Here is a 12,792-nt window from a genome sequence, read left to right as displayed (position 1 = left end):
CCTTCCCGATTCGAATGTTGGAAAAGGGGAAGTTATTTCGTAGGCGTTCCTTACCCGTTTACTCCGAGCCGCCACAGCGAAGTCACTTCCGCCGCGCGCGCGGCGTACAGCGGGTCGGTCGGGTCGGACGAACGCGGATGAGTCGGGCGCACATCCACTCGGCCCAGCACCTGCAAACCGGCCTGATCGACAAGCGCCAGCAACTCGCTGCGCGAGCGCAAATCGAGATGCTCGGCCAGATCGGAGAGGATCAGCCAGCCTTCGCCACCCGGTTCCAGATGCTCGGCCAGACCAGCGAGAAAGCCACGCAGCATGCGGCTATCCGTGTCATAGATGGCGTTTTCGAGCGGCGAACTCGGCCGCGCCGGCACCCAGGGCGGGTTGCAGACGACAAGCGGAGCGCGTCCGGGCGGGAAGAGATCGGCGTGCACCACCTCAACCTGCCCGCTCAAGCCGAGCCGTGCGATATTCTCGCGGGCACAATCCAGCGCACGGCCATCCTGGTCGGTGGCCACGACTCGCGCCACGCCGCGCCTGGCCAGTACCGCAGCGAGAACCCCGGTTCCGGTGCCGATATCGAACGCCAGGCTGCTGGATGAAAGCAGTTCGGGCAACGGGGCATCAGCCGCCAGTGCGACGTACTCCCCGCGCACCGGCGAAAACACGCCGTAATGTGGATGAATCCGCGCTTTGAGCGCGGGAATTTCGACGCCCTTCTTGCGCCACTCATGCGCGCCGATCAGGCCGAGCAGTTCGCGCAACGAGGCCACATACGGCGCGTCGGCCGGGCCATAGGCTTCAGTACAGGCGTCTTGCACGTCGGGCGCGCGGCGCAGGGGGATGAGGTGATCGGCTTCAAAAGGAATCAGCAGCATGCCGAGCGTTCGGGCGCGCTGCGCCTGCACCATGCGATGATGATTAAAGGCTTCGGAGGGCGCATGCACGACCGTATGCGGCTTGTGCAGCTTGCGGTCGAAGCGCCGCGCCATGGCCTGCAACAACTGCCGTCCATTCTGGAAATCACTTCGCCAGAGCAGGGCCGTGCCCTCGCAGGCCAGACGGTAGGCCACATCGGCGGTCAGCGTGTCGTCGGCCACCTGCACCCGCCCGGGTGGCTGGACACCGGCCTCGGAGCGCCAGCGGGCAGCACGGGATTCGTCAGTTTCAACCCAGTGAATGAGCGGAGAGTTGTTACCGGAGCTACCCGGGCTACCCTCGACGCCCGATGCCAGATTATCCGTGTTCATTCGCTTAGTTGGTCGAATCCGGCGGGACGTGATTCAGCACTTTTTCTCAAGAGCGGGAAAAACTTGACGTCCTCTTCAAGCATGTGTTTGACCACCACGTCCTGCACCAGGAAAGACACCAGGTTGCCCAATGTCAATTCCCCGGCGACGGCCTGGTCGCGCAGTTCCAGGACGCGCCCGACCAGCCTTTGGTGCTTCAAGACATGATCGTCAAGACCGGTGTAGTGGAAGCGCGCCAGAACGGCTTCCTCGTTGGCGAAATGATTGGCCACACAGTTGATCAGATCATCAAACGCCATGAGAAATTCCGCCTGGGTCTCCTTGCCGTCAATGGCGGAATTGATCAGTGTATTGGCTCGATCAAAAAGCTCGAGGTGCTCCTGATCAATCGACGCCTCGCCGCACTTGTAGGCCTTGCGCCAGATCAGGCGTGCAATTGGCGACTCGCCTGAACCTGTCGCATTCCTGGTTCCGCTAGCCATGACACCAGTGAACAGTTGCACCCGGTTGCGGCCAAGTTCCTTCGCGGCATACATCGCATCATCGGCGATCTTCAACAAGCGCTTTTCGTCTCTGCCGTGGTCGGGATACAGGGCAATGCCAATGCTGCACGCAATGGACAACTTGTAGCCTCCCTCAAGCTCAAAAGGCTCGTTGAGCGCAAGGCGGATTTTTTCCGCAACGCCGAGGGCATCCTGTTGCGTTTCGATACCGGGCAAGAGCACGACGAACTCGTCACCGCCAATACGCGCCAGGGTATCCGACTCGCGCAAACACGCCTGCATACGTTCGGCAACCGCTCGCAGCAAGAGATCACCGACTGCATGGCCGAGGTTATCGTTGACCGGTTTGAATTTGTCGAGGTCAATCAACATCAGCGCCAGGCGAGTGGTCTCGCGCCGCGCCTGCGCAATCGCCACCTGCATCCGGTCGTGCAAAAGCCGACGATTGGGAAGCCGGGTAAGCTGGTCGTGGTACGCCATGCGCGTAATTTCGGCCTCGGCAATTTTTCGCCCGGTAATGTCCGTTGCCACGCCTAGGTAGCCGTCGATTTCGCCAAGGTCGTTGCGCAGAGTGGTGGTCACCAGCAGCACGTCAAGGCGGCTGCCGTCCTTGCAGAGATAGGTCCATTCGCGCTCATCGGGCAGGCCACTCAGCTTTGTCCTGAGGGTGAACACATCGAAATCCGGTTCGATGACAAAGCCCTTTTCCCTGGCCAGTTCCTGAGAACGGGAACGAACTTCCTCGCTATCGTGAATCAGCAAGAGCGTCTGTTTTCCGACCATTTCTTCAGCCGCATAGCCGAGCATGTTTTCGGCGCCCGGGCTGAATACCGTGATCAGTCCATTGATGTCTGTTGCAATAATCGAATGCGGAAGGCAGACCAGAATCGCCGCATTGATGCGCTCGCTATCATTGAGCACGGCCTTGTCGAGCAGTTGATCCACCAGCGCTGTAGCGGGCTGTTCTGCGGCCCGGGCAACCCTGCCGGGTTGGTCACCTCCGCTCACGGGCAATTCGCCGGAAGAGACTACCGCCTTCATGCCGGGCCGCTTGTAGATTAGTGCGACTAGCGAATTGAACGGCCGCACAAAGCAGCGCAAAGACATCACGGACAAGGATTTATTCACTAGAACAATCAATCAAGCCTACGGAGGGTGTGGGCAAGTATCCTCGCGGCTTGCTCCGAAGTCAAAGGCAAGATTTCAGAACGAAGAGAAAAAAGCAGTACCAGTTTTCAAACAGCCCTGCAGGGCAGGCAGGACGGTCATCTTCAGACTGGCTGCCATGCAGGTCAATATCCATGCGGGTCACCGAGCATACATCGCCAGGATAGCCTATTCACAAGCCTTGCAGCCAATGCCTCGCGACGAAAGCAAAGAAATGGCTTGCTCACCTGGAAACGACAACAGTTCAATCCGCAAGAAAGAAATCACGCACAATGCCGATCTGCACATCATCCATGAACATCGGCGCATGGCCGACCCCCGGCACTTCTACGATGCGCGGACACGGACCGCGTACAGCCATTGCCTGTATCGTTTCCACCGTGAGCAAGTCGGATTCGGCGCCGCGCACGACCAGCGTCGGGCAGGAGATGCGCTCATAGATCGGCCACAGGTCGATTTCACCAGCCGCCATGGTCCGGCGGAAAGACTCGGCGATGCCCGGGTCGTAGCTCATTTCAAGACGCCCGTCGGCGGTCTGGCGCAGGCTGGATTCGGTGAGATGGCGCCACTGCGCATCGGTCAGCGGACCAAAGGGCGCGCTGACCAGACGGATGTATCTTTCGGCGTCAGCCAGGTTGGCGAACTTCGGCGCACGACCGATGTAGTCGCCAATGCGCTTGATCGACTCGGGGGAAACCACCGGCCCGACATCGTTCAGCAACAGCCGCTTGATCGGTGTGCCTTCGAGACTGGCCAGCACCATGCCGATCAGCCCGCCCATCGAGGTGCCAAGCCAATGCACGGATTCCACGTCAAGACGGGCGATCAACACCATCATGTCGGCCACGTCCTGCCGGATTCCGTAAGCGAGCGGATCGCGCAGCCAGTCGCTGCGTCCGCGCCCGACCACGTCGGGGCAGATCACTCGGTAGTCGCTGGCCAAAACACGCGCCAGATCGTCAAAGTCGCGCCCATTGCGCGACAGCCCATGCACGCAGATGAGCACCTTCGGATTGTCGCGCTCGCCCCATTCGTAATAAGCCATGCGATGCAAACCGGACGGCGAGGTGCAGCGAACGTTGCTCTGGCGTTGGGCGGGGGCGGTCTTGTCAGTCATGAATATTTCCTCCTCGGTGCGATTTAATTTTCAACCAGAACATCCACCGCAAAGACGCAAAGGTGCAAAGATTACGCAAAGGAAGCCCAGGATTCGCTGGGGTTTGTTCTTCTTTGCGAAACCTTTTTTGTTTCTTTGCGCCTTTGCGGTGGATTCTTGAACCCTGTGCCAGCTTAGCATCACTGGCCATGCCAGTAGCGCTGCCGCTCCCGCCGCCAGGCCGAGACATCTGTCGTCCTGGCCAGGACAATGCGCATGGCACCGTCGCGGTCGGTGCGCCATTGACGGCTGGCGGCGTAGCGTTCGAGGACATCGGGGCGCGGATGGTTGAAAATATTCCGGTAGCCGGCTGAAAAGACCACCTCGCGCGCGCCGACGGCAGCGATGAATTCCGCTGTCGATGAGCGGCTGCCGCCATGGTGCGGCACCAGCAGCACATCGTTGCTCAGCAACAAGGGCGCACGGACGATCAACGCCTGCTCGTCGTCGGCCTCGATATCGGCCGTAAGCAGGACGCTGCCGGCGTCATTGGTAATGCGCAGCACGCAGCTCATGTTGTTCGATTTCTTTGACTTCGTCTGGTAATCGCCGGCATCCGGGTGCAGGATCGAAAAGTGCACGCCGTCCCATTCCCAACGCTGCCCGGCGATACACGCCTCGCCACCGAGATCGGGAATCGACGACAGGAGGCGGGCAATCGGCAATGACTCCTGAATCGCCGTCACGCCCCCGGAGTGATCCTTGTCGCGATGCGAGACCACCAGCGTATCGAGTTGTACGACACCGGCGGCACGCAGATACGGCACCACGACGCGCTGCCCGGCGTTCGCATCGGCACTGTAGAGCGGGCCGCTATCGTAAAGCAGGGCGTGCCCGGCGGTGCGTACGACCACCGCCATGCCCTGCCCGACATCGAGCACATCGACCCACGCCTCGCCGAGCGCCGGACGCGGCGGCGGCCAGAAGAGCGCCGGCAGGAGCAGGCACAGCCCGAGCCAGCGCGCCGGAAAGCCGCGCGGCAAGAGCAGCCAGAGCACGCCGGCAATGGCCACCAGCGAGGCCCACAGCGGCGGCGAGGCTTGCTGCCACATCGGCCAATCGGCCAGCCATTCGAGCAACCACATCAACTGCGCCATCAGCCAGTGATCGAAAAACAGCAGCGGCGGCCACGGCAGCACGGCGAAAAGCAGAGCCAGCGGGGTGATGATGAAACTGACGTAAGGAATCGCCAGCGCATTGGCCAGCGGCGAGACCAGCGAGAATTGCTGGAAGAAGAGCAGCAGCAGCGGCAGGCTGCCGACCGTCACCGCCCATTGCGTCGCGCCCCACTGGGCCAGGGTCGATTGCCACCCGGGCCTCCCGCTTTTCTCACCGCTTTTCTCACCGCTTTTCTCACCGCTTTTCTCACCGCTTTTCTCACCACTCCGCTCACCGATACGCGAGGTGCCAACAAAAAGGAGAAGCCCCACGGCACCGAAGGAAAGCCAGAAACCGGTCGCCAGCACCGCCCACGGATCAAGCACCAGCACCACCAGCAAGGCGAGCAAGAGCGTGCGGCTGACGCCAAGGTTGCGCCCCGACCACAGCGCCAGCGCCACCACGCTCAGCATGTACAGCGTGCGCTGGGCCGGCACCTCGAAACCGGCCAGCAGCGCGTAGCTGAAGGCCGCCAGCCAGCCAGCCAGCACCGCCGCCTTCTGTGCCGGCAGACGCAGCATCAGCCGCTCGCTGCGCCGCCACAGCCAGTTGAGCAACGCCGCGAACATGGCGGCAACCATCGTCACGTGGAGCCCTGAAATACTGACGAGATGCGTAATCCCAGTACGATTGAAGACTTTCCACTGGGCATTGGGAATCGATCGCTGATCACCGACCGTCAGCGCAATCAGCACCCCGAGATAGGGCGCATCGGGCAGCGCCGCCAGAAAGCGGCTGCGGATGACATCGCGCAGACGCTCCACTGCGTAAGCGGGACGCGGCACGAAGGCATCAAGGCGTTGCGTTTCGGAACGTGAACGGATGGTGCCGGTGGCCCGGATGTTGCGCTCAAGCAGCCAGGCTTCGTAATCAAAAGCGAACTCGTTGGCGTTGCCGTGCGGCCGTTTGAGGCGAACCGTAAAGCGCCAGCGCTCGCCCGGACGAACCGCTTTGGCTTCTACCGCCTCATCCGTGTCGGCCAGATCATCCCAACTGTGATACCAGGACAACATGATCCGGCCGGGAACGGTGGCGCCCGTTGTGTGCACCGATTCGACGTCGAACTCGAAACGCTCCCCTCGCTCGAAGCGCTGCGGCAGCGAAGCGATGATGCCGGTGACCTGGATTTCCTTGACCTCCCACGCCTCGGGCAGTTGCTCGGCCAGCCGCAACTGCGCCATCCATCCCGCCCAGACAAAGCCAAACAGCGCACAGCAGGCGAGCGAAAGCAGGCGGAACGCCCAGTGCTTGTACCTTGTAGCCAGGAGAAGACCGGCAAGCGCCAGCGCACACAGCGCGCCCATGGCATGAACGCCGGGCAACGCGCCCTGCACTTGCAGGAGGGCGATGCCGCAGGCGAAAGCGAGAATTAATAGGCTCATAGGAAACCAAATCCACCGCCCCTGAAAACCTCACGGATTCCAGGTCGTAGTTAAACCTAAAAACCTCAGTTCATACCACGGCGACACGGCGAGCACAGCGAAAAGCCACAGTTTTTCAGGATTTAACCGCTCACCCAAAGGGTGAAGCATGAAAACAGTGTAAGTCATTGTTTTTTCGCCGTGTTCGCCGTGTTCGCCGTGTTCGCCGTGTTCGCCGTGTTCGCTGTGTTCGCTGTGGTCAACTGCCTTTTCTAGGTTAAATCAGATCCGTCGAAGCCGCCTCGATCCAGACGGCTAATCAAGCACTTTTGGCGTCGCCAGCACAGTCAAGGCCGATTGCGCGTCGAGCAGGGCCACCGCGCCGCCAAGATAGCGCTGGGAGGCGATCACCCTGATTCCCTCCAGGCGCTTGATGTCTTTAGGATAAAGCACGACATTGCCTTCCGGGTGTTCGCTCAGCCAGGTTTTGAGCGCTTCATTGTCGTCAATGAGAATTAGCGGTGCCTGCAAACGCCCGGCGAAATGGTATTGGTCGTGATATTCCCCATGGTGGGCCACAAGGTGACCGCTGTCCTGAGCCTGTTTGATAGCCATGGCCATCGGGTGGACATCGTAGGCCGGATAGACCGGGCCAATCAGTGCCAGTTGCAGAAGCGCAGAGACGGCAGCACCCAACGCGGCGAGTTGGGCAAGGGGCTTGGCAAGACGCCGGCCCAGCAGATAAAACCCCACAGCCGCCAACATCAGCAGCAACCCCGGCCACGCCTCGGGCAACTCGACACCACCCAGCGGAGAGCCTATCCAGCCCCTAGCCATCGCCAGCAGCACAATTCCCAGCGCCAGCACGCCCAGAGACGGTAGCCAAAGCCCCTTCATCTGCTGCTCTTTGGCCATGGCCCGAGCGGCAAGCAGGGCAAACGCCGGGAACAGGGGAATCAGATAATGTGGCTGCTTGCCGCTGATGAAGGAAAACGCGACCAGGACTGGCAGCATCCAGGCCAGGCAGAAACGTCCGCCGCGATCGAGTTCCCGACGGACGTAATGGCTCAGGGCGCGCCACAGACCCGGCCACAAGAGCCAGGGGAAAAACAGCAGCGGCAGCAGCGGCAAATACCACCACAGCGGTCGGCGGTGGGCAAAGGATTCGACCATGCGGTTGACCGTTTGCCCGAAGAAAATGGCCTGGCGGTACTCTTCACCGCCCGCCAGGCCCGCCGGAATGGCCCAGGACAAGGCTATGGCGGCACCCAGCAGGATCGCGACAAGGATTCCACCGAACCAGTGCGACCAGCGCAACCCGGGATTCCACCACGGCGCAAGCAGCGCGGCCGGCAAGACATGCAGCAGAATGACCGGCCCCTTGGTCAGGACGCCGAGGCCGATGGCCAGTCCGAGCAGAGCAAACCCGCGTTTGCCATTCCCCTCTGCAGCGATCAGCGTGCCGTGCATGCCGATCAGCGTGAACAAGGCGAGGAGGATGTCGAACATGGCCGCGGTGGAAAAGAAGGTCCACAACAGGCAACTGGCCAGCACCAGAACCGCCGGACCACCGACCTTGACCCGGCCTGGCCAGAGCCGCCTGGCAAGGGCCAGGGTGAGCAGCAGGTTAGCGGCAGAAACCAGGGGGGAAACCAGGCGCGGCCACCATTCGTTGACACCGAAAACGGCCCAGCCGGCCTGGAACATCCAGATCATCAGCGGTGGCTTGTGGCTGTAGGGCGCACCATTTTTGAACGGCACCAGGAAGTCGCCGCGCAGCCACATTTCCCAGGCCACGCCGACATAGCGCGTCTCATCGATCGGCGTCATCGGCCGCAAGAAGATGGCCACCAGGGTCAGTAGCACCAGCATGGACAAAGCCAGCAGCAACATGCCGCGTTCGGACTGAGACGAAGCCGATTCCCGAACATTCATGATTTTTCTCTCTATTGCCAGGTCACAAAGTTCAGAGGGTGTGAAAAAATGCCTGAACACCCACCGCAGAGCCGCAAAGGCGCAGAGGTTTCGCAGAGAAAACCTTTAAAAACAATGGGGTTACTCTGCGTTTTCTCTGCGTCTTTGCGGCTCTGCGGTGGATTATTGATATTTTCACAACCTCTCAGGCGCCGTCCCCGGAAGATCAACCTCGGCAGCATGGGCCAGCAGACGAGTCGGCCTGGCCGCCATCGATACCGAAAACAGAAACCAGCGAACTGGAGGAGGCGAAAATGCAATGGCGCATAGTAAACAAAATCGACAGCAAAGGCGATCAAGCCAAGTATCGGTCCCGGGAGAAGCAATACTTCACCGAAAGACTGAAAGGTACGTGATGTAGAATGGCACCTTATTTGACTTGTGTATGCATTCCTTGACCGAAGGCTAAGCATCAGTCGGGAATTTCCGGATTGGAGAAGTAAATGCTGGCCGAAAACTCTAGTGCGCTTGCCGAAGCACTCAAGCGCTGCGAGAGCGAACCGATTCAATTCATCGGCGCGATACAGAACCACGGGGTATTGCTTGCCACAGACAAGCATTCCACTATTCGGGTGGCCAGCGGCAATCTGCAAGAAATTCTCGGCATTTCGGCAACTGAGGCACTTAACCAGCCAGCCGCGCGGATTTTTGGGGAGGAGGCGTGGGCCGCTATCCTCGCGCTGCAAATCACCGGGAAGCAGCCGCTGTCGCTGGCGCTCAGGTTAAAGCACGGTGAAGCACTGGTTGAGCACCAGGCGCAGGCGCACTACGCGAGCGACATGCTGATCGTCGAAATCGAGGCCGGCAACGCAATCCCCGAACTCGCTCGCCCGATTGACTTCGACTCGACGAACACCCTGCTGAACGCCTTGCTCGCCGACGTAACCGGGATCGAAGCCTACGCTGCCGTTATCTCCGACCAGGTGCAGAAGCTGACCGGCTACGACCGGGTGATGGTTTATCAGTTCGACAACCAGTGGAACGGCCAGATCATTGCCGAGAGCCTGAAGGGCGGGATGACGTCGTTCATGGGCAATCATTTCCCGGCCTCCGACATTCCGCCTCCGGCACGGGAGCTTTATACAAAGAATCTGGTGCGGATTCTTGTCGATCGGGATGCGCCGGTCATTCCCCTGTTCCAGCCGCCTGATCTGTCGCTCGACCTGTCGTTCTCGGTGCTGCGCAGCATGTCGCCCATCCATCTGGAGTATCTCCGCAACCTTGGCGTTCGCGCCACCCTGACGGTATCGCTGTTGCAGAACGGGCGGCTGTGGGGGCTCATCGCCTGCCACCATGAACAGCCCAGGCAATTACCGCCCAATTTGCGGCAAAGCATGGAACTTGTGGCAAAAACGGTGGCTACCCGGCTTGCCGCCATCGCCTTCGTCGAGAGCAGTCGCTACTACGCCATGGTGCGCGACCTCCTTCCCCGGCTGGTCGGCCTGGTCCAGGACGCACCCGGCGCATCGATTCTGGCGCAGGATTTGCAGCAGGAAGTCCTCGGCCTGGTTCACGCCAGCGGAGCCGTCATCGCCACCGGCAAGCTTGCAGTACCTATCGGCACCATCCCGAACGTCACGCAGATCGAGTCGCTGCTCGCTTGGTTACGTCCCCGCCTGGCCGGCAGCATGATTTTTGCAACCCACGCTCTGGCCGTCGAGTATCCGCCGGCCGCGAGTTTTTCGGGAATTGCCTCGGGCCTCCTGGCGATCAGTCTCGACGACAGCGCGGAGCAGTTCCTGCTGTGGTTCCGCGAGGAGGTTGTTCGTTCCATTCCCTGGGCAGGAGAGGCGGCGAAGTATCTGGTCGAGGACGAGCGCGGGCCCAAACTGGAGCCGCGTCGCTCCTTTGAACTCTGGGTACAAACGCAGCGCGGCGAATCTGCGCCCTGGTCCGAACCGGAAGTCGATGCCGCGCGAATGCTGTCGGTCACCCTGGCCGAACTGTTCGCGCGTCAGCAACTCAAGATGGCCGAGGAGTCGAAGCGATTGGCCGCCTCGGTCTATGAAAACAGCAGCGAAGCGATGGTCGTCACCGATGCCAACAACGTGATTCTTGACGTCAATCCGGCCTTCACCTTGCTCACCGGGTACAGCGCAAGCGAAGCCATTGGCCAGACTCCGGGGATCCTTAATTCCGGGCGGCATGACGAGGCGTTCTATCAATCCATGTGGCAGTCGCTCAAGGACACCGGTGTCTGGTGCGGAGAAATCTGGAACCGCCGCAAGAACGGCGAGATTTATCCTGAGCGGTTGACGATCAATACCATTTTTGACGAAAGCGGCACGGTTCACCGGCGGGTAGCGCTGTTCAACGACATCACTGAACGCAAGCAGATCGAAACAGACCTGCGTGTCGCCGCCACGGCCTTCGAATCCCAGGAGGGCATGACCATCACCGACACCAACGGTGCAATCCTGCGCGTCAACAAGGCCTTTACCCGAATTACCGGCTACAGCGCAGAAGAGGTGGTTGGCCAGAATCCGCGACTGCGCAACTCCGGCCGCCAGGACACGGCATTTTACGCGGCGATGTGGGAGAGCATCGTGAATACGGGGTCCTGGCAGGGCGAAATCTGGAACCGGCGCAAGAACGGCGAAGCCTATCCGGAGTGGCTTTCTGTCACCGCCGTCAAAGGGGAGGACGGAAGGGTCACGCATTTTGTCGGCACCTTCACCGACATTACCGAGCGCAAGGCGGCCGCCGACAAAATCGAGCATCTGGCCTTCTACGACCATCTGACCCAGTTGCCCAACCGCAGATTGATGCTTGACCGCCTGGAACAGGCGCTGATTGGCTGCGCTCGGCGCAATCGGCAGGGCGCCTTGATGCTGATCGACCTGGACAACTTCAAGACGCTCAATGACACGCTGGGCCACGCGGTCGGCGATCGGCTTCTGGTCGAGGCGGCATGTCGCCTGGAATCCTGCATCCGCGCCGACGATACGGTCGCCCGTCTGGGCGGCGATGAATTCGTGGTCATCCTCGAAGGCCTCGAAGAAGGCAAACAGGCGGCGGTACAGGCCGAAGGCGTAGCCGCCAAAATCCTCACCAGTCTCGGTCAGCCTTACCTGCTCGATGTCACCCTGAACGGGGAGGAGCCGCGCAAGTGCAGCCACCAGTGCACGTCGAGCATCGGCATCACCCTGTTTCGCGATCACACCATCTCGGTCGATGAACTGGTCAAGCGTGCCGACACCGCCATGTACCAGGCCAAGTCGGCCGGGCGCAACACCCTGCGCTTTTTTGACCCGGAGATGCAGGCCGCCGTCAAGGCACGGGCCGCCCTTGAGCTTGATTTGCGCAAGGCCCTTGAAGAAGTCCAGTTCCTTCTCTACTACCAGGCACAGGTCGATGCCTCCGGCCGGGTGACCGGTGCCGAGGCGCTGGTGCGCTGGCAGCACCCCGAACGTGGCCTGGTCTATCCAGGCGAGTTCATCCCCTTGACCGAAGACACCGGGCTGATCCTGCCTTTGGGTTACTGGGTACTGGAAACCGCCTGCGCCCAACTCGCTGCCTGGGCGAGCCAGCCGGACAAGGCGCACCTCACCCTGGCGGTGAATGTCAGCGCCCGGCAGTTCAGCTTGCCGAACTTTGTCGAACTGGTGCTGGCCGCCATTGAGCACACCGGAGCCCGGCCGGACAAGCTCAAGCTGGAGCTGACCGAGAGTCTGCTGCTGGAGAATGCAGAAGACATCATCCTCAAAATGAATGCCCTGAAAGCCCGAGGCGTGGGTTTCTCGCTTGACGATTTCGGTACCGGCTATTCATCGCTCTCCTACCTTAAGCGCTTGCCGCTCGATCAACTGAAGATCGACCAGTCCTTTGTCAGTGACCTGCTCACTGATCCGAAGGATGCGGCGATTGCCCGCACCGTTGTCACTTTGGGGCACAGCCTCGGACTGACAGTCATCGCCGAGGGGGTGGAAACTGCCGCGCAGAAGGATTTTCTGGCCAGCCTGGGCTGCCTTGCCTACCAGGGATATTTTTTCAGCCGGCCCTTGCCGCTCGATGGCTTCGAGGCGTTTCTGAAGTTGGGGTGAGATCAGCCTAGAAAAAGCAGTTCGTCCACGAAAAACACCAAAAGCACAAAAAGAATCAAGGAGATAATAAGCTTAAGATGGCCGCCCAAAAGGTGAATAAAGAAAAAACATCAAGCTATTGATTTTGTTCGTGTCTTTCGTGATTTTCGTGGATGGACTGAGGTTTTAAGGATCAGTCGAGGA

General features: G+C 60.4%; 6 protein-coding genes. 1 reads left to right on the top strand and 5 read right to left on the bottom strand.

From position 1 onward, the window contains the following. Positions 1 to 50: 50 nt before the first annotated feature. The 5 genes from ACOYNV_RS10005 to ACOYNV_RS09985 all read right to left on the bottom strand — a co-directional run bounded on the left by ACOYNV_RS10005 (position 51) and on the right by ACOYNV_RS09985 (position 8,527). Positions 51 to 1,247 carry a methyltransferase gene (locus ACOYNV_RS10005; RefSeq protein ID WP_422899622.1) on the bottom strand — a complete coding sequence of 399 codons (1,197 nt, stop codon included), beginning with the start codon at positions 1,245 to 1,247 and terminating at the stop codon, positions 51 to 53. Then, positions 1,244 to 2,878 carry a diguanylate cyclase domain-containing protein gene (locus ACOYNV_RS10000; RefSeq protein WP_422899621.1) on the bottom strand — a complete coding sequence of 545 codons (1,635 nt, stop codon included), beginning with the start codon at positions 2,876 to 2,878 and terminating at the stop codon, positions 1,244 to 1,246. The genes ACOYNV_RS10005 and ACOYNV_RS10000 overlap by 4 nt, the downstream gene beginning before the upstream one ends. Before the next feature lie 283 nt (positions 2,879 to 3,161). Beyond that, complete coding sequence (locus ACOYNV_RS09995; protein WP_422899620.1) at positions 3,162 to 4,034, bottom strand: alpha/beta fold hydrolase; 873 nt, start codon at positions 4,032 to 4,034, stop codon at positions 3,162 to 3,164. Positions 4,035 to 4,213: 179 nt separating this feature from the next. Continuing rightward, positions 4,214 to 6,613, bottom strand: coding sequence for a DNA internalization-related competence protein ComEC/Rec2 (locus tag ACOYNV_RS09990; protein WP_422899619.1), 2,400 nt, complete (start codon positions 6,611 to 6,613; stop codon positions 4,214 to 4,216). Between the two features lie 294 nt (positions 6,614 to 6,907). Continuing rightward, complete coding sequence (locus ACOYNV_RS09985; protein ID WP_422899618.1) at positions 6,908 to 8,527, bottom strand: ArnT family glycosyltransferase; 1,620 nt, start codon at positions 8,525 to 8,527, stop codon at positions 6,908 to 6,910. Positions 8,528 to 9,009: 482 nt separating this feature from the next. Between ACOYNV_RS09985 and ACOYNV_RS09980 the strand changes: the two genes are divergently transcribed. After that, the gene (locus ACOYNV_RS09980; RefSeq protein ID WP_422899617.1) at positions 9,010 to 12,609 is read left to right on the top strand and encodes an EAL domain-containing protein; all 3,600 of its coding nucleotides are present in this window, start codon (positions 9,010 to 9,012) and stop codon (positions 12,607 to 12,609) included. The last annotated feature ends 183 nt before the right edge of the window (positions 12,610 to 12,792 follow it).

This window comes from Propionivibrio sp., from assembly GCF_049316945.1.
GTDB lineage: Bacteria > Pseudomonadota > Gammaproteobacteria > Burkholderiales > Rhodocyclaceae > Propionivibrio.
The sequence above is the reverse complement of the archived record's forward strand: the minus strand, read 5'-3'. Positions and strand labels throughout refer to the sequence as shown.

Bases quoted from the DNA above. Each gene is read 5' to 3' on its own strand.
- ACOYNV_RS10005 (WP_422899622.1), bottom strand. From the start codon at position 1,247: ATGAACACGGATAATCTGGCATCGGGCGTCGAGGGTAGCCCGGGTAGC.
- ACOYNV_RS09995 (WP_422899620.1), bottom strand. From the start codon at position 4,034: ATGACTGACAAGACCGCCCCCGCCCAACGCCAGAGCAACGTTCGCTGC.
- ACOYNV_RS09990 (WP_422899619.1), bottom strand. From the start codon at position 6,613: ATGAGCCTATTAATTCTCGCTTTCGCCTGCGGCATCGCCCTCCTGCAA.
- ACOYNV_RS09985 (WP_422899618.1), bottom strand. From the start codon at position 8,527: ATGAATGTTCGGGAATCGGCTTCGTCTCAGTCCGAACGCGGCATGTTG.
- ACOYNV_RS09980 (WP_422899617.1), top strand. From the start codon at position 9,010: ATGCTGGCCGAAAACTCTAGTGCGCTTGCCGAAGCACTCAAGCGCTGC.